The sequence below is a fragment of the Paenibacillus sp. 32352 genome (assembly GCF_002042965.1).
Classification (GTDB): domain Bacteria; phylum Bacillota; class Bacilli; order Paenibacillales; family NBRC-103111; genus Paenibacillus_S; species Paenibacillus_S vulneris.
Genome location: NZ_MZNT01000008.1, coordinates 1 through 18462, shown reverse-complemented (window position 1 = coordinate 18462; position 18462 = coordinate 1). Strand labels below are relative to the sequence as shown.

10 protein-coding genes and 1 rRNA gene are annotated in these 18462 nt (G+C 51.6%); 5 read left to right on the top strand and 6 right to left on the bottom strand.

What is annotated here, in order from left to right; translation table 11 throughout:
- Positions 1 to 251: 251 nt before the first annotated feature.
- Positions 252 to 1808 (top strand): stalk domain-containing protein, encoded by a 1557-nt coding sequence (locus B1728_RS18910; RefSeq protein ID WP_179136086.1) that lies wholly within the window; start codon positions 252 to 254, stop codon positions 1806 to 1808.
- 127 nt (positions 1809 to 1935) lie between these two features.
- On the opposite strand, the gene B1728_RS18905 is transcribed toward B1728_RS18910, so the two are convergent.
- The 5 genes from B1728_RS18905 to B1728_RS18885 form a co-directional block, all read right to left on the bottom strand.
- On the bottom strand, positions 1936 to 8610 hold the full coding sequence (locus B1728_RS18905; RefSeq protein ID WP_179136085.1) for an OmpL47-type beta-barrel domain-containing protein: 6675 nt from the start codon (positions 8608 to 8610) through the stop codon (positions 1936 to 1938).
- Between the two features lie 341 nt (positions 8611 to 8951).
- Positions 8952 to 9950 carry an HD-GYP domain-containing protein gene (locus B1728_RS18900; RefSeq protein ID WP_079911955.1) on the bottom strand — a complete coding sequence of 333 codons (999 nt, stop codon included), beginning with the start codon at positions 9948 to 9950 and terminating at the stop codon, positions 8952 to 8954.
- Between the two features lie 26 nt (positions 9951 to 9976).
- Positions 9977 to 10339, bottom strand: coding sequence for a response regulator (locus B1728_RS18895; protein ID WP_079911954.1), 363 nt, complete (start codon positions 10337 to 10339; stop codon positions 9977 to 9979).
- Positions 10340 to 10550: 211 nt separating this feature from the next.
- A complete protein-coding gene (locus B1728_RS18890) occupies positions 10551 to 10916 on the bottom strand; it encodes a hypothetical protein (protein WP_079911952.1) in 366 nt (121 codons plus the stop codon).
- A 241-nt stretch (positions 10917 to 11157) separates the two neighbouring features.
- Positions 11158 to 11535, bottom strand: a complete 378-nt coding sequence (locus B1728_RS18885) for a winged helix-turn-helix transcriptional regulator (protein WP_079911951.1) — start codon at positions 11533 to 11535, stop codon at positions 11158 to 11160.
- A 261-nt stretch (positions 11536 to 11796) separates the two neighbouring features.
- Between B1728_RS18885 and hxlA the strand changes: the two genes are divergently transcribed.
- From hxlA to B1728_RS18865, 4 genes are all read left to right on the top strand, one after another.
- The gene (hxlA, locus tag B1728_RS18880; RefSeq protein WP_079911949.1) at positions 11797 to 12429 is read left to right on the top strand and encodes a 3-hexulose-6-phosphate synthase; all 633 of its coding nucleotides are present in this window, start codon (positions 11797 to 11799) and stop codon (positions 12427 to 12429) included.
- 5 nt (positions 12430 to 12434) lie between these two features.
- A complete protein-coding gene (gene hxlB / locus B1728_RS18875) occupies positions 12435 to 12992 on the top strand; it encodes a 6-phospho-3-hexuloisomerase (protein ID WP_079911948.1) in 558 nt (185 codons plus the stop codon).
- A gap of 380 nt (positions 12993 to 13372) precedes the next feature.
- Positions 13373 to 14938: an SWIM zinc finger family protein gene (locus tag B1728_RS18870; RefSeq protein WP_079911947.1), complete on the top strand. Its 1566-nt coding sequence runs from the start codon at positions 13373 to 13375 to the stop codon at positions 14936 to 14938.
- On the top strand, positions 14935 to 17874 hold the full coding sequence (locus B1728_RS18865; protein ID WP_079911946.1) for a DEAD/DEAH box helicase: 2940 nt from the start codon (positions 14935 to 14937) through the stop codon (positions 17872 to 17874). The genes B1728_RS18870 and B1728_RS18865 overlap by 4 nt, the downstream gene beginning before the upstream one ends.
- Before the next feature lie 227 nt (positions 17875 to 18101).
- On the opposite strand, the gene rrf is transcribed toward B1728_RS18865, so the two are convergent.
- Positions 18102 to 18218, bottom strand: a 5S ribosomal RNA gene (gene rrf / locus B1728_RS18860).
- Positions 18219 to 18462 lie beyond the last annotated feature (244 nt).

The following is an 18462-nucleotide window of genomic DNA, read 5'->3' as shown; positions in this document are numbered from 1 at the left end:
TCCTTTTATATACCATATTCGAATTTTTCATGTCAACCTCTTCTTCGGTTTACCTGGCAATTTAATGAGGTCGCGGCTGGCGGCGTACCCCCGGTTTCGAAGACAAATGGAATTCCCTTCGAGGTACTTCCCGCCATTAAATTTGTCCTCTCTCCTGTAAAACCGGATTCTCCTGCTAATAAATAGATGAACCTCTGACGATATATCCAGTTAGTTAAGAATTCAACTATGGATGAAGGATGTGTAGTTTGTTGGCAAAATCGTTATGCACTACCTTAGGAGCGCTGTTCCTCTGTCTGCTCTTCATAGCCCCCGGAAGCTTGAAGGCGGAGGAAGCGCTCATTCCGGATGCTAATCTGGAAGCAGCTGTTCGCATGCAGCTATCCCGGATGCAGGAGCCTCTGGACAAAGCAGATCTGGAACAGCTGACTTCGTTGTCTCCTCAAGATCTATCCCAAAAAATCAAAAGCCTGGAAGGTCTGCAGTATGCACCGAACCTTCGAACCCTAATAATCCCTGGGCACGAGATTCAACAGCTGGAGCCACTGCAAAACTTGAAGCAGCTGGAATTCCTCGTTATTGCGGGAAATAAAGTGGAAAGCCTGGAAGCCCTTCGTAATGATACCGGGTTGAAACGGCTGCTAATCGATAATTCGGATATTGAGAACATCGAGCCGCTATCCGGCCTGAACCAGCTGACGGATTTGCTTATGAGCAATAACCGTGTCCAGGATCTGTCCGCCTTGAGGGGCCATCCGCTTCGCTGGATCAGCATGTCGAACAATCAGGTCGAGGATTTGTCTGCGCTGCGCGATATCCCGACTCTCCAGACGTTATATGCTGACCAGAACCGGATCAGCCATATCGAGGTGCTGCTGGAGCTTCCGAAGTTAAAAGAGGTTCATCTAGCAAGCAATCCGTTAGACGAGCAGGCTGATGCGGTTATTTCAAAGCTTCGGGAGCGCGGTGTTAAAGTCGTTACCGTAGCAGAGGAAGCAGGCAAGCCCGCAGGCCGTGCCATTCGGGTCATTTTGGATGCGAATTCCGTCCCGTTCAGCTCTCCGCCCTTTATTACCGATTCAACGGCCATGGTTCCATTTCGGCCCATATTTGACCGTTTAGGGATTAAGATCGCATGGGACGAAAAGACACGAACGATCAGCGGGACTAAAGATGGAGTTCAACTTCAGCTGCAGATCGATAATCCTGTCGCTGTGGTCAACGGGAAAGCGGTTACGCTTCCCGCAGCCCCCGCTCTTATTGACGGCAGCACCTTCGTTCCTGTCCGGTTTATTTCCGAGGCCGTCAGCGCCAAAGTAGACTGGAATGAACAAACAAACGACATTATCATCCAAAGCAAGAAGCAATACCAAAGCAAGGACGGCAAATTTCAGTTTACTGCGTACGGGCTGTGGAGAGATTTGAACGACGAAATGGATACCGGCGAGGCCGAGCTGGCGATCCGCTACTTTAACTACACGATGCTGCTGATATATTCTGATCCCAAGTCGGCCGAGGATTCAAAAAGCAATAAGCTGGATTCCTATTTGGAATGGATTAAAGGCGTACACAGCATTACTAAGGATACCTTACTAGAGGAGAAAAAGATCAAGGTACTCGGCTTCGACGCAGTTCAACTCACTTATGTGAACAATGACGACTATGACAAGCGGATCGATACCATGATCGTGTTTGAAACGGATTCTTATTTCTATAATATCCTCCATTCCTCTTACGAGAGTGAATACAAAAGCTCTATGAAGCAATTCCAAGAAATTCTGAATACCATGACGTTTCATGAAAAATAGATGTAAATTTGATCGCCAGATCGTATCAATTATCACATCCATTAATAAAAGCAGCAACAGCGCGGTCAGGGCCTGAAGCCCTTTCCGCGCTGATCTGCATTGCAGCTAAAGCTGAAACAAAGTATTGCTATTTCTGCATTCGCAGCAGCAAGGTGACGGCTTCCGCCCGCGTCGTGCGGTCGTTCGGAGCAAAATTCCCCCGCTCCCGTCCTTGGACAAGTCCCTTCTGCTGTGCCGCGGCGGCGTAGCCCTTGGCCCAGGCCGGAATGCTCTCCGCATCGGAGAATATTCCGTTCACCGATTCAGGCGAAGCCGGAGCAAGCCGGAAGGCTTTGGCCGCCATCGTCATCATTTCTGCGCGTGTCACTTGCGCGTCGGGCCGGAATGTGCCGTCTTCGTAGCCGTTCACGATGCCGCTCTGTACGGCTGCCCCTACTGCCGGGGCAGCCCACGCAGGAATGGCATTCCTGTCGGTAAACGGAATGGCTTCCGCGCCAAGTCGTCCTTGCGCCGGGTTCATCGTCTGCATAAGCATGACGACGAATTGCGCGCGGGTTACCGCTTCATCCGGGCGGAACGTGCCGTCTTCGAACCCGCTCACTATACCGCAGCCCGCGGCCTCCATCACGTTTTGCTCTGCCCAATGCCCCGGCATATCCGTAAAATGAACAGCTGGAGCCGGTGCGTAGCATCGTTGAGCCTTGCCGTCAGCAGGCTTCTCGGGCTGCTTCGGCTCTTCTGCCGGTTTGGCTCCTTCTTCCGGAGGCAGAATCACTGCCGGCGAAGAACCGGAGGATCCTCCCCTGGAACCCGAAGGCGGTGCCCGATGAACGATAACCGTGTAAGAAAGCTTCGTCTTCCGATCCTGCGCGGTTACCTGAATGTCCATGACGTTATTTCCTATTTGCAGAGGTATCGCTTCCGATGCCTGCCCGTTAGGAATTGCCTTGCCATTCAGCGTGATTTGCGAATCCGGCTCATAGACCGAAGCAGTCACCGTCGTTTGGACTGCCCCGTAGCCTGCATATATGTCATAGGCTGTTATTCCGCTGTCAAAAGAAGGGGTTAACACACCCGCGGAGAACGTTAGCCCCGTCAGACTGACCTTCGAGCTTGGTTGGCGATGGACATCCACGGTATAGGACTGCGTACTAACTCCATCCTGAGCCGTAACCAATACGGTAATCGGATTGGATCCTACCTTCAACCCTATCGGCTGCGACGGTTTGCCGCTTGCCGCAGGCTGGCCGTTGATGGTCAACGTCGCATTGCGGTCATATACGGAAGCTGTTACCGTTGTGCTGGCCGTTTCATTCCCTGCTGTCGTCTCGTAATGGAAGACGCCGCTGTTGAACGAAGGGCTTAAGTCTCCCGTGGAGAGCTGAAGGCCGTTCAATAACCCATTCGAGCTCGGTATCCGTATCACATCCACCTCATAGGATTGTGTCGTAACACCGTCCTGAGCCGTCACAGTAACCTTGACCGGATTGCTTCCTACCTTCAATTCAAGCGGCACACTGCCGCTGCTGCCCGTAACGGAAACGCCGTTGATTTGAAGCGCTGCAGCCGGACTGGAAGCCCTGGCTTGAACCGTTATAGAGTATACATTATTCGTAACGGTCGAGGTATATCGGGTAACCCCCTTGTCAAACTGCGGGCTGAGGATTGCAGGACTCACACTTAATTCCGCCAAGCCCGTATCATTCGAAGGTTCTCTAGTTATGGTCACCGTATACGGCTGAACGGTAATTCCATCCTGAGCCGTAACCTGTACCGTGAAGGTTTGCGATCCTACTTGAAGGCTGACCGGGTTCGATACGGATTGGCCGTTTTGCAGGATTTGCACGGTCGCATTAGCATCCGCAGGAGCCGCAATGATTGACGTGCTCTTGGTGTCATACGGTGCCTTGGCCGTGTAGCTATAAGTCGTACTTGTGACCGTTTCATTCAAGGCCACGCCGCTCAGCTCCAGCGTACCGAGCCCTGCATGATCCGAAACTACGGTGAATCGGTTTTCCGCAGACGCCGTACTTACATTCCCTGCCGCGTCAGCAGCTTGAGCCTGAACCGAATGCAGGCCTAAAGCAAGTCCGGCTGCAGGAGCATAGCTCCATTTCCCTTCGGTATCCGCCTTCACATCCGCCGTTCGAGTCCCATCCACATACACGCTAATAGTGACGCTGGATTCTGAGGTTCCCGAAATTTCAGGCTTACTCCGATTCGTCACGCTGCCGTCGACCGGATGAAGAACTACAGGAGCCGCTGGCGCTATCGTATCAACGATAAAGGCATGTTCAATCGATACCGGGCTCATATTGCCAGCCGCATCTATCGCTTGAGCCTTCACGAAGTGCTGTCCTTCGCTTAGCGGAGAGGCAGGAGTAAATTCCCAGCTTCCGCTGCTATCGGCGGCAATTGAAGCATCCGCTCCACCATCCAGTGTAATCCGGATGGATGCGGAAGCCTCAGCGCTTCCTCGAAGGACAGGCTGTGCCGTACTCAGAACCGCTCCCTCTGCCGGCGCCTCTATAACAGGGGCCTGAGGGGGCTCTGTATCAATGGTCCACGAAACGGCGGCAGATGCAGGACTCGTATTCCCGGCTGCATCCTTCGCGGTTGCTTGCACGCTGTGCGTTCCGTCAACGATAGCCGCCGTTGGCGTATAGGCCCATTGACCGCTGCCGTCTGCCTTCACGGCCGCAGCATCGCTGCCGTCCAGGCGGATCTGAATCTCGGCACCCGCTTCAGCGGTTCCCGAGATGACAGGCCTGTTAACCGCGGATAGGGTACCATCCACGGGCGATAGTACGCTCGGCGCCAAAGGCGCTGCGGTGTCTACCGTCCAAGTCAATGCCGCCGAAGCCGGGCTGGTATTCCCTGCGGCATCCGCTGCCTTGGCGCTTAGCGTATGCAGCCCATCCGATAAAGCGGCGGCCGGGACGAATGTCCATTTCCCTTCGGTATTCGCCTCGGTCGTACCGGCAGGAACCGCATCAACATCAATCGTTACGGTAGAACGGGCTTCCGCCGTTCCCGTAATGTTAGGCTTGGCGTCGGCCATTACGGCATCCTGTACAGGGTACAGGATATCCGGCGCATCCGGCGCCACAGTGTCTACAGTGAAGAGGAGCTCTTCACTCGTTTCGCTTGAATTTCCGGCTGCATCTATAGCGGCGGCAGTTACCGTATGCACCGAGTCCGTTAATGGCACGGAAATCGTATAGGACCAATGTCCGCTGGAATCTGCAGCGGCCAAAGGCATGTCATTGCCGTCGATAGAGACCTTGACCGCCGCCCCCGCTTCTGCCGTACCCCGAATGACGGGCTTATTATTGCTCGTCACAGCCCCGGACGCCGGTGAGGTAAGGATAGGAGCTGCCGGTGCCGTACGGTCAATCTGTACCTGGGCAGTTGAAGCAGGCCCAACATTACCCGCTTGATCGACCGATCTGGCGCTGATGATGGTTTGACCTTCCGCTATAATGGACAGCTCGCTGCTGTAGATCGTCCAATCCAAAGCTGCTGCGCCGGACAAGCTGTATTCGGTCCGGACCACGCCGGAACCGCCGGCGTCCGTTCCGGCTGTTATGGCTACGGGCACCGCGTCGGCCGACGTCCAGCCGCTCACTCCGGGCGTCACGACAGGTGCCGCCGGCGGCGTCCGGTCGATTGATACGCTGAGGGTCTGAACCTCGCTTTGATTACCGGCCTTATCTACTGTTCTTGCACTGACCGTAGTCTGACCCTCTGCGGTTATGTTTAGCTCGGCTGTATAAGGCGTCCAGCCTAAGGTTACCGCTCCGCTCAGGCTGTACTCCACCTTTTGTACTCCTGAGCCGCCGTCATCCGTCCCGGCCGTTATCGTAACCGGCACGCTATCCACTGCTGTCCAGTCGGTCGTTCCGGCAATGACCGGAGCCGTCGGAGCTGTCTTATCTATAGAGACGGTTCGTGCTGCAGCTACGCTTCTATTCCCGGCGTTGTCTACAGTTCTTGCCGTAATCGTGATCTGGCCCTCAGCCGACAGGACGATGGCTCCTGTGTAGGGAGTCCAGTCCAAAGCTGTTGCTCCCGTTAAGCTGTACTCTGTACGCTGTACCCCGGAGCCACCGTTATCCGTCCCGGCTGTAACCGTAACGTTAACATTCTCCGGCGTCCAGGTCGAAGCGCTTGCGCTTAGGGTGGGAGACGTCGGCACCGTTCGATCGATTTGGACCACCGTCGACGTAGGGCTGCTAACGTTGCCCGCATGATCTACGGTTCGGGCCGTTACCGTCGTCTGACCTTCTTTATCGATCACGATGGGGGCCGTGTACGCTGTCCAGGCAAGTGTCGTCGCACCGGTCAAGCTGTACTCCGTCCGCTTCACCCCCGAACCTCCGCTATCCGCCCCATCTGCTGCCGATACAGTAACTGCAGCAGCGGACGTCCAGCCCGTCACACTAGGAGTAAGTGTCGGCGATTCCGGCGCGATTTTGTCAATGAGCTGGGCAGCCGTGCTAGTCGTACTCACATTGCCGGCATTATCCACCGTCCTTGCCGACACGGTCGTCGTGCCCCCCGAAGTGATAGCAATAGGGGCTGTATAGGGAGTCCAGTCCAACATAGTCGCACCGGACAAGCTGTACTCCACTCGGTTGACACCCGAATGGCTGTCTGTTCCCGGTGTTATCGTTACATTCACATTCGATGAGGTCCACGAGCCGCCTGGCGGGGATATCGCAGGAACGGCAGGCGGTGTCCGATCGATCTTTACCGTCCTGCTGCTCACCGCACTGATATTGCCTGCCTTGTCTATAGTTCTTGCAGCTATATCCGTTTGGCCTTCGGCAGTGACAGATATGGGTCCTGCATAGGTTGTCCAGCCCGCAACGGTCGCTCCGCTCAAGCTGTATTCCGTACGATTCACTCCCGAGCCGCTATCCGTTCCGCCTGTAATCGTTACATCGACACTCGCGCCGTTCGACCATGCTATCGATGCCGGATTCACGGCTGGAGCGGTGGGGAGCGTCTTATCTACTTGAACCGTAGCTGTCCCCATCGCACTGATATTGCCCGCATTATCCATACTTCTTGCTTCAATAACCGTTTGCCCTTCAGCGCTGATCGTGAACGGACCTCCATAAGCGGTCCAGCTCCCCCCTGAGAGCCTGTACTCCGTTTTGCCGACCCCTGAGCCGCCGTCCGTTCCGGGAGTTATCGTGACGGAAACGTCGTTCTTGCTCCAGGCTGTCGTCGCCGGGGTAACGATCGGCTTTGTCGGCGCGGTTTTATCTATATTGATGTCCGCCGTGCTTTCCGTACTGATGTTGCCTGCATTGTCAATGGCCCTGGCCTTGATCGTGGTTTGCCCCTCCGCCGTAACCGTAACCGTTCCTGTGTAGGTTATCCAGTCGAGTGTCGTGGCTCCAGTCATGCTGAACTCCAGCCGGTTCACTCCCGATCCTGCCGTATCTGCTGCTCCCGTTAACGTAAATGTCACATCCGCACTCGACCACGAAGATGAGGAACGATTGATGGCAGGAGCCGTCGGCGGGACCCGGTCTATTTTGGCGACAGCTGTTGTGGTAGAGCTCAGATTTCCGGCATTGTCCACGGTTCTTGCGCTGATTTGGGTCTGCCCGGAATTGGTGATCGTTATTGGCGTCCCCTCCGTATAAGGTGTCCAGTCCTGCGCGGTCGCACCGGACAAGCTGTATTCGGTTCGATTGACGCCGGATTCCGCATCCGTACCGGGTGTCAACGTCAAATTAACATCTTCAGCCGTCCAATCGCTTGGAGCTCCTGAAATAAACGGTGCCGTCGGAGGTATAAAATCAAATGTCAGCTTATAAACCGACCGATTATCCACATAATCCTTATTGTATCCGCCCATAAGATACACGTCATTTCCTATTGGTATCATACTGGCATTGACCAAGCTATCCAGATTCGGATTGTCTTTTACCCATGTATCGGTATCCGGATCATATAGATAAAAATAATTATTGCCCATCACTAACACCTTACCGTTAGTAAGCGTCACCTGGGCATGTCTAAAAAAAGTATTTCCCCCCTCATAAGGCAATCTTGCTTTTTTAGTCCAAGTATCGTGGGAAGGATCATAGATATAAGTATCATAGGAATAGATGTAACCGCTCTGTCCTCCTGTGACCATGACCCGGCCGTCCTTGAGCGTACTTTGTGCGGCACCGTACAATCCTATCGGAAGTGGGGCCACCTCATCCCAACGGTTAGCGGAAGGATCGTATAGGTAGGCATTATTATATAACGTGCTGCTATAAACCGAATAAATCTCATTGGCTCCCCCGGCAACGAGCACTCTCCCGTCAGGCAGCGTACTTTGCGAATGACCAAAAGAGACATGCGGCAAATTCACTGCATTAGTCCAAGTGTTTGAGCTGGCATTATAGATCCTTGCAAGGTTGTTGTACGTATAACCTACACCGCTTGTAAAAGCAGCACCGCCCGTTACAAGCACTTTGCCATCCTGAAGCTTGGATAGTTTATGATAGGCTATATTCAACGGCGGCGCATTGGAGGACCAAGTCTGGCTGGCTGTATTGAATATGTAGGAATGCTGAGGATACTTGAATTTACTTGTGTCCTCTCCCCCGGTTAACAGAATGTCTCGGCCCGAGAGCGCGCTTGCCGAAGCCCCCGGCAGTATTTCAGGCGGATTAGCCGCAGCCGGAAGCTGCTCCACCATCACCGCCGCATGAACGGTCCGTTCCAAGCCTGCAAGCATACAAACGACAAAAACCGCGAGCCCTAACAGTCCACGCAGCATTTTGGGTATCAAATGGGTATTCCTCCTTACCTTTTGGACGGACAAGCCGCCATATTGACATGCGAATGGTCCCATAGTACCAATTCTTTTTTATTTTGAATATTAACTTAAGTTAACTATTGCCCAAAATAGAGTCTAACGACGGAGAGCGCGTTCACTGCCTTCCCTCCGATAAGCCTCTAGCCAACCTAGGCTCCCCAAGCGCAAAAAAATACCCCCATGCCGAGAGCATGAAGGCTTCCGTAAACGTTTATTAAGTTAGATAACCGGTAAAATTAATGGGCTGAGGAGGAAGGTTTATTTCCTTTATTCGGACTTGAAGTACCTTCTGAGCAAGGTACCTCCAGCTCCTTTTATACGTTAACCTGCTGAATTCGAATATCATACCGTTTGCTTAAATCCACGAATTCGTCATTGACTTTGACTAAAGGGGTCTCCCTGCTGTGGGGATTCAGGTAAACAACCTCTCCTTCACGGCCGTCCGATAGCGAGACCGTTTCACCGATCAACCGGTTGATCATATTATCCAGAAATACGGAGACGATGTTCGGATCCAGCTCACCGAAGAGCCCCTTTCTCATACGGCTGACAATTTCATGGAATGGGATAGGGTCGTGGTACGGCCGCTTGGACGACATCGCGTGAAAAATATCCGCCACCGCAACGATTTTACTGAAGTAATCGACCTGGTCATGCTTAAGGCCTAACGGATAGCCCTTGCCGTCGTTACGTTCATGATGCTGCAGCGCGATAAGCGGAATACGCGGATCCAAGCCTTCGGTATTTTTGAGAAGGTGGTAGCCGTAAATCGTATGTTTTTTTATAAGCTCATATTCTTCCCCGGTTAATTTGCCCGGCTTATTCAATATTTCGATCGGTACGTTCACCTTGCCAACATCATGGAGGGTAGCCGCAAGTGATAGCATGGACAGCTCCGGTTCCGGAAGCTTCAGCCATTTGCCGATTAGCGTGGATAAGATGCCTACACCAATATTGTGCTGGTACGTATATTCGTCCGTCGCTCGAACCACCTGAAACAAACGAAAAATGTTGGAGTGCCCCGACACCTGCTGGATCACAGGGAGGAGCTCCTCTTGAATTTCCGCCAAGGGGATTTTTTGAGATTTGCCGATCGTTTGGAACAGCTCTTCGGAGGTTTGAACCGCTTGATCAACCGAATGCTTGTATGCATCCTCCACTTCGGATACGAGGATTATGGATAAGGGGTCTACGTTATGCTTAGTTAGCAATTCCATATGAAGATCCGTCATTGTGGTTCCCGCAGGTATGAGAGTCATCCCATACGAGTTCGTAATATCATTCTTCACTTTTTTCCCGACGCAGCTATCCATGTCCTCTCCCCTATTCCCAGTGCAGATTAGTTCATCAATACCTTACTGATGGCCTCCAGCACCCGCTCCTTCTGGAACGGCTTCACAATGAAGTCTTTGGCGCCAGCCCTAATCGCATTCACTACCATGCCTTGCTGCCCCATCGCGGAGCACATAATGACCTTGGCCAGAGGATCGTGCTTTCTAATTTCCGTCAGAGCCTCAATCCCATCCATCTCAGGCATCGTAATGTCCATCGTCACGAGATCCGGCTTTACCTTTTTGTACAGCTGCACCGCTTCTTCACCGTTAGCCGCTTCCGCCGCAATCTCGAACCCACCGGCGCTCAGCATATCCTTTAACATCTGCCTCATAAAGGCCGCATCGTCGACAACCATAATTTTCGTCATAATCCATCTGCGCTCCCACATAGTTGAACTAACCCAACGAACCGGTCACGAGGATGAGGAGCGATACGATACGTCACGTACATTCCCTGATGCGCCCCTTGATCATGTCAGCTCGTTAGTTTTACCTATTGTACAACATTTCCAATTGGCGTTTGATTAAGAATTGTTAATCTTTTGTAAGTGGGCCTTAATGAAAAACAGCGTTCAAAACTCATTCCCTGTAAACGAGATTGTATTTTTGGATCAGGATGAGCGTCGTTACAACCGATATGAGCACCTTCATACTATCGATAGAGAAAATCCCTTGCTGTATAAAGATGCTGGCGCATAATCCGAATCCAACGACCGCTATGTAAGTCGCCGCCTTGTAAGCCCTGTGAAACCAACGGCTTCCCGAATAGCTCCATTCCAATACCGTTACGGTGAACACCGTTAAGCTTTGCAGCAACAGTCCGATGCCGGAAATGACCTGGATAGCAGACCCTCTATCAAAAAGCAGTGTATAAGCGGACCAGTAGATTTGAAATAAGGACAGCAGCATCAGCATGATCATGGATTGGCGGTAACGTTTGTGCATAAGAGGCCTCCTAGAGCTCTTTGGGGTATGGGGAATTCGTTGCTTGATCCTTCATTTTCTTAGCAGCTTATTCTTAAATCTATCGTACCATATTTGGTAAATAGGGGAGGCCCATCCGGCCTAAAAAAAAAGGTTATCCTTCAACAGCCTAAATCGCTCTTAAAAGATAACCTTGGTTGAATCCCGATAAGGGTCCGCTCTGTTTCCTTTATCAGGTGAAGATTAGATGCTATTTCGTTGTTTATGGCGCAATTCCTTCGCTTTCTTTAATATCCGCGATTCTCTTCTTGCCCCATTCATACATCAATTCAATGATCGGTAGCAGCGTCTTTCCAAGCTCCGTTATGGAATATTCGACCTTCGGGGGCACCTCGGGAATAACCTCCCTATGCACAATCCCGTCGTCTATCAATTCCTTCAGCTGACTCGTAAGCATTTTGTGCGTGATTTTGGGAAACAGCCGCTGAAGCTCACTGAACCGGCGGGTCCCCTCCGTACCCAAATGCCACAGAATGACAATCTTCCATTTTCCGCTGATCATAGCTAAGGTCAATTCTTTCTCGCAGTTAAAATCTCCGTTCTTAATCTTATCCAGTATTTCCTGCCTGAGGTCCGACATGATTCCCTCCCACGCTTAGTTACTTTTTGGGTACCACCGCACAAATAAGTGCATTCTTCTTTATTCTCTCCACAGGGGTTAAGATGTATTTTGTATTAACCAACCCGATTCATAGAGAGGGGTGCTTGCCATATTGCTGTCCAAAACCAAGCTTCACAAATATGATAAACACCTCACTCAAACTATAAGGTGAGTTCTTTAAAGGAATTCAAATTATAACAGAAAAGCTATTAATAAAAAACATATTAGGAGGATACTATGATGGAACTGCAATTAGCGTTAGACTTGGTTGACATCCCGCAAGCAATTGAACTGGTGAAGGAAGTGGAGCCGTACATCGATATCGTAGAAATCGGCACGCCGGTTGTTATTAACGAAGGACTTCGAGCGGTAAAAGAAGTCAAAGCCGCTTTTCCTCATCTTAAAGTATTAGCGGATTTGAAAGTCATGGACGCTGCCGGATATGAGGTCATGAAAGCTTCCGAAGCAGGCGCGGATATTGTTACCATCCTTGGAGCTGCTGAAGATATGACGATTAAAGGCGCCGTAGAAGAGGCCAAAAAACAAGGCAAAAAAATTCTGATCGATATGATCAGTGTGAAGGATTTGGCACAGCGTGCCCAAGAGGTCGACGCGTTCGGCGTAGACTACATCTGCGTTCATACAGGCTATGATCTGCAGGCCGTAGGCAAAAACTCCTTCGAGGACCTGCGTACCATTAAAGCTGTAGTTAAAAATGCCAAAACAGCTGTCGCCGGCGGCATTAAATTAAGCACATTGCCAGAGGTTATTCAAGCTCAGCCGGATCTAATCATCGTAGGTGGCGGAATTACCGGGGAAGACAATAAACAAGCCGTTGCAGCTGAAATGCAAAAGCTGATCAAGCAAGGGTAATGTCTATGATACAGACGGCACCTTTAAATACCATAAGCAAAGAATTGAGCCGTTCGGTGGACTTAATCTCCGAAGAGCAAGTCGAGCAACTAGCCGACCGTATTCTTCGATCGAAGAAAGTATTCGTCGCGGGTGCGGGCCGGTCCGGACTCATGATGCGAGCCTTCGCTATGCGGTTGATGCAAATGGGGACCGAAGCGTATGTCGTAGGAGAGACGGTTACTCCCAACATGGAGGCGGCAGATACGCTAATCATAGGATCTGGCTCCGGGGAAACTCGAAGCTTAGTGCCTATGGCCGAGAAAGCGAAAAGCTTGGGCGGGTCCGTCGCTGTTGTCACCATTTTTCCTGAGTCTACTATGGGAAAACTGGCTGAGCTGACTGTGAAGCTGCCCGGAGCACCGAAGGATCAATCCAGCTATACTGCTCAAACTATCCAACCGATGGGGGCCTTGTTCGAACAAACGCTGTTAGTTTTCTGCGACGCCGTTATCCTTAAAATCATGGAAAAGCAAGGCTTAAGCTCCAGTACGATGTTTGGCCGTCATGCTAATCTGGAGTAGATGTGATGCCCTCACGAGTTTTCGTGGGGGCTTGTTTGTTGCGATACCTAAAACGTGTTCAATATGCAACTATGCCGATGGGGTATTCCCCTCCAGCCACTGTTGAAATCCGTGAATTTTGATTAGACTTAGTGGTATTTTCACGGTTTTCAAAGGTGGACGTAAACTCCTCCGAGGAATACCCCACCTCCTTCATAGCATATCTCACTTTAAACATAGTTATCTTAACAACCCGCGCCCGCACGAACATCGTGAGGGCTATTTTTTGGGGTAAGGAAGTGGATCTTTTGCCGGCAGGAGAATGAACATATCGTATTTGTTCCTCCGTCGTTTTATAATAGGTAGATACTATTCTTTTATGAGAAGCAAGGAGCTTTGCTATGAGCTTGTTTACTGCATTAAACGATGAGCAGTGGCTGCTGCTGCTGGAACAAGTAGCCAAGAGCTTCAACGAAGTCACGCTTAGTCGAGGATTTACCTATTTTAAACAACAGCGCATTGTTAGAATGATCGCTTCCGAGGATCGGGTGATTCAAGCTTGGGTATCCGGCTCGGGCTCCGAGGAGTACAAGGTGACTTTGCATTTAAATCATTTTTCGTCCAACTCCTGTACATGTCCGGTTCAAGATACGTGCAAGCACCAGGCGGCCGTCATGATGGAGCTCGCGGATCGGCTAGGTTACCCTGCCTCGCAAATTGTGAATGCCAAGCACCACATCAAACGAATCAAAGCCACTCCTACTCCCGAGACGCTGCTTGCCTATTTGCCGGGTATGAAGATTAGTGGCTGGCATGAAATGATGAATCAGCTGACGTCCCATGTGACGCCGTCCTATGATTTGGGGATGTATTCGGACATGCTGAGTAACCAGCTGCAAACGATTCGTTTGGACACTGTCCCCTTTTCGGATACGGATCGAATGTATTTTGAACTGCATCGAGAGCTGTTTATTTTGCGAAAAATGAAAGAACAGACCGCCAAAAATAATGTAAATTATTATACTTCTTTTGCGTTATACCGCCTTTCAGACAAAATACTGGCCTGGCTGCAGGAGCAGTCCGCTTTGGTCGACTTCACCCTCAATCCGGATCGGCTTAAAGAAACGCTGGCTTACTTAAGACAGCAGATGCTTGAGGATAGTCATCAACATGAGCCGGAATTCAGAATCTATACAAGATTATGGGAATGTGGGGCCGCTCGTTCGCCTGAAGCTGGTATATGGGCATCTGAAGAATTAAACAGCCTGGAGGAACAGCCTGCTCATTCCAGTGCCACGTACCTGCTGGCGGTCAAAGCCTACCTGCTGCTTCAGCAATCTCAAACGAAAGAAGCATGGAAGACTATCGAAGAAATCCAAACCATAAAAAAGGCGCCGTCGAGTCTGTTTTTCCCCTTCCTCTACCATCTTTTGAAAGTCCGTGAGCTGGACGCCCTGGTAGAATGGCTAATCCGAACTGCTCCGTACTTTTACGGCTCGCAAAGCAAGGAACAAGATCTCTATATCTCCATCTGGAAGACAGCCATTTCCCATGTTCCGGAAGCCGAAAAGCACCTGTGGCCTGTACTGGAAGAAATGCTGCCTCACTCGATATCCATTATGGAGGATTTGTTATACGAACAGCGGAAATGGAAGCCTTGGCTGGAGCTTCAGCTGGTTCAAGGGCATGACCCTCATTATCATCGAGTCAGCGTATTGCAGCCTATCGAGAAAGAAGAGCCGGAGCTCCTTCTGCCTTATTACCATCAAGCGATCGAGCAGTATGTTGCCCAAAAAAATCGCCACGATTACAAATTAGCGGTCAAATTGCTGAAACGGCTGGAGAAGGTGTACAAAAAAATGAAGCAGGTCGATCGCTGGGACCGTTTTTTTGGCGGTTTTCTTGAACGGCACAGCCGGCTGCGGGCGCTGCAGGAGGAAATGAAGAAAGGAAAGCTGCTGGAATGATCACACAACTGTATGACATGACGTTGCATGTACTATTAACGGATAGCGGAGATGCGCTGCTATGGGGTCAGCAAAATGGACATGACGTTCCCGGCAATCGATTCCGCAAGCTGTTGTTTGCTTGGCATGAACCGTCCTATTACGGAACGACTCTGGAGCTGCAGCAAGCTGGCGAGCTTACAGTGACGGTTCTTCCTGCGGAAATGGTGCTGGAGTTTTTCACCGAGCCGAAATTTATCGGCATCCTTCGGTGGGAGGGTGGCAATGATGCCGTCAATAGCTTGCTAAAGGCAGCCCCCATTCTATTAAGAGAAGCGATAGAAGGACGATTTGTGCCTAGCTACAGCTCGTTCCGCAGCGGAAAGCTGCAGTGGACATGGGATTCCGGATCGGAGGAGCTGAAGGAGCTCAATTGGGATTCGTTAAAAAGCCTTGATACCTCGGGAGAGGAGCTATCGGGTCTTCGTTCTGCTTTTTCTGCAGCCGTGTCTGCGCAGCATTATGGCAGCGAAGCCGCCATGGCCGACTTGCGCCGGGATTATCCCGCCTTGTTCAAGGGGCGTGATTCGGCAGCGGCAGTTTCCGCTGCCGCATTTACAGAGGAGGAGTGGCTTGCCTCCTTGGGCTGGAAGCCGGATATGGCCCCCTTTCGTCCTGCGCTTCAGCTGCTGGAGCCGGACGAAGAGCAGTACGATTGGCAGCTCAGGCTCGTGCTGCAGGACAAAAGCGACAACACCGTGCTTGTCCCTATCCGCTTGACCTTGGACGGACAAGCCTTCGGGACCTGGGCCAGCGAATGGAGCCCCTATATCCGGGAGCGCTCTCCCGGGTGGGCGGCCAGGCTGGCCGCGGCGCTTCCAAGCGCAACTACCGGCAGCGAGCTCTTCGCAGAGCCGCTGAGTGACGAAGCCGCTTGGCGGTTTCTAACCACGGACAGCCGCGAGCTGCTGAGCGACGGCTGGAATGTCATGCTTCCCGGATGGTGGGAAGCAGCCTCCAAGCGTAAGCCTCGGCTGCGCGCGCAGGTCTCCGCCGAGGCCGGCGGGAGAGGCCAGTCGCTGTTCGGGCTGAACGCCCTCGTCGACTTCGATTGGCGCATCGCCATCGGCAACGCTGATCTCAACGAGGCGGAGTTTGCCGAGCTGCTAAGCCGCAAGGAACGGCTGATCCGCTTCCGCGGCGAATGGGTCTACCTCGATCCTGCTCTCCTGGAGCAGATCCGTAGAATTATGGAAAGCATGGATCCGGAAGAAGGCTTGTCCCTGCAGGATGTCCTCCAGTTACACCTATTAAGCGAGGCGGGACAAGGGGAGCATTCTTCTGAAGGGCGGCGGAATGCCGAAGCAGATGAGGAGAACGAAGAAGAGCGAATCCAGATGGAGATTGAGCTGAACTCCCATCTATTAGCGCTGGTTCGACAGCTTGGGCAGCCTTCGGAGCTGACAGAGCTTCCGGTGCCAGAGGGACTGCGAGCTGAGCTCCGAAGCTATCAGCGTGAAGGCTTCACCTGGCTGAGCTTTCTTCGAAAGCTTGGGTTAGGCGCCTGCCTGGCCGATGATATGGGCCTCGGCAAAACGATACAGTTCATTACCTACTTGCTGCACCATAAAGAAGAGTCGGAAGCTCCTGCGCTGCTTATCTGCCCCATCTCCGTGCTTGGCAACTGGCAGAAGGAAATAGCCCGCTTTGCACCCGAATTAAACGTGCAGGTCCACTACGGCAAAGGCCGCTTAAGCGGCGAGGCGTTCCATGCCGCATTGCAGGATGCAGACGTTGTGCTTACTTCTTATACAACGGCACTTCTGGACCAGGAGGTGCTTCAAGAAGTGCAATGGAGCTCTCTGTGTCTGGATGAGGCGCAAAATATTAAAAATGCGCAAAACAAACAATCCGCCGCTGTTCGCTCCCTAAAAGCGCGGCATCGTATTGCACTAACAGGTACACCGATTGAAAATCGCTTGTCTGAGCTGTGGTCGATCTACGACTTCCTTAACCCAGGCTATCTGGGGAATTCACGCGGGTTCCAGCATCGCTTCGCCAATCCGATCGAGAAGCATCATGATGAAGTACGGACCCAGCAGCTTCAAAAGCTGGTGAAGCCGTTCATGCTCCGCCGCAAAAAGAATGATCCTGCCATCCAGCTGGATCTGCCGGAGAAGCTCGAGATGAAGGTGTATATTAACCTCACCCCCGAGCAAGGCGCACTTTATGAGCAGGCCGTGAAGGATCTTATGGAACGTATGAAGAACCTGGAAGGAATCGAACGAAAAGGAGCCATCCTAGGAGCCTTAACTCAGCTTAAGCAGCTATGCGACCATCCTGTTCTGTTAACCAAGGAAACTAGATTATCTGAAGAGGTGCTGCTATCCGAGGAGCATCGCGAAGCGTTCATTACGCGTTCCGCGAAGCTGGAACGGCTTGTTGCCATGGTCGACGAGCTCCGGGACGAAGGCGACTCCTGCCTGATCTTCACCCAGTACGTAGGCATGGGCCGCATGCTGGCCGACGTGCTGCGGACGCATCGGGGCGAGCCCGTTCTGTACCTGAACGGCGGCACCTCCAAAGCAGATCGGGATAAAATGATCGATCAATTCCAAGCTGCAGACGGGTCGGGACCCGGCATCTTTATTTTGTCTTTAAAAGCCGGCGGCGTCGGCCTCAACCTGACGGCGGCCAATCACGTATTCCATTTCGATCGTTGGTGGAATCCGGCCGTGGAGAATCAGGCAACCGACCGTGCATACCGGATGGGACAAAAGCGCAACGTCCAAGTGCATAAATTCATTTCCCTCGGCACTCTGGAGGAAAAGATCGATGAGATGCTCGAGAGCAAGATGAGCTTGAGCGAGAACGTCATTTCTACCTCGGAAAATTGGATTACCGAGCTGTCGAATGATGAGCTGCGTGATTTGTTCACGCTTCGTCAATCATGGTGATGATCAGAGATTATCCCTAGGAAAAAACTAAGCATCCATCTCCGTCATTTTGACCAAGATGGATGCTTTGTATTCTTATGTGTGTGGAGAATGGCTAAGAGGCTTGCTCTTGAACTTATCGAAATGAACGGCAGATCAATGATGCTTTTATGCTCTGCCATAAGATACACCTTTGATCTGGGTGCTAATAAAACAAAAAAGCACCCAGAAAGTGAGTGCTTTGATTCGCTTGGCGACGTTCTACTCTCCCAGGACCCTTCGGTCCAAGTACCATCGACGCTGGAAGGCTTAACGTTCGTGTTCGGTATGGGTACGCGTGGTTCCCTTCCGCCATCATCACCAAACTAAGAGCTTTCGTCAGAAAGCTTACTTCGTAAGCATGTTTCTGCCAAGAAACATCCTACTTCATTTCAAGGTGGCTTGCACCCTGAAAACTAGATACGAAATGCATGCGTAAAGTTCGTGAATTAGTTTCCCGTTTTTTCCGGGCCTCGAGAAAGTACTAGGAGTAAGCTTCGAAGCTTCTCTTCACTTTCTTGGGTAATGGATAAGCCCTCGACCGATTAGTATTCGTCAGCTCCACACGTT

Coding starts and splice junctions, on each gene's coding strand:
- B1728_RS18900 (WP_079911955.1), bottom strand. CDS start 9,950: ATGGATAGCTGCGTCGGGAAAAAAGTGAAGAATGATATTACGAACTCG.
- B1728_RS18895 (WP_079911954.1), bottom strand. CDS start 10,339: ATGACGAAAATTATGGTTGTCGACGATGCGGCCTTTATGAGGCAGATG.
- B1728_RS18890 (WP_079911952.1), bottom strand. CDS start 10,916: ATGCACAAACGTTACCGCCAATCCATGATCATGCTGATGCTGCTGTCC.
- B1728_RS18885 (WP_079911951.1), bottom strand. CDS start 11,535: ATGTCGGACCTCAGGCAGGAAATACTGGATAAGATTAAGAACGGAGAT.
- hxlA (WP_079911949.1), top strand. CDS start 11,797: ATGGAACTGCAATTAGCGTTAGACTTGGTTGACATCCCGCAAGCAATT.
- hxlB (WP_079911948.1), top strand. CDS start 12,435: ATGATACAGACGGCACCTTTAAATACCATAAGCAAAGAATTGAGCCGT.
- B1728_RS18870 (WP_079911947.1), top strand. CDS start 13,373: ATGAGCTTGTTTACTGCATTAAACGATGAGCAGTGGCTGCTGCTGCTG.
- B1728_RS18865 (WP_079911946.1), top strand. CDS start 14,935: ATGATCACACAACTGTATGACATGACGTTGCATGTACTATTAACGGAT.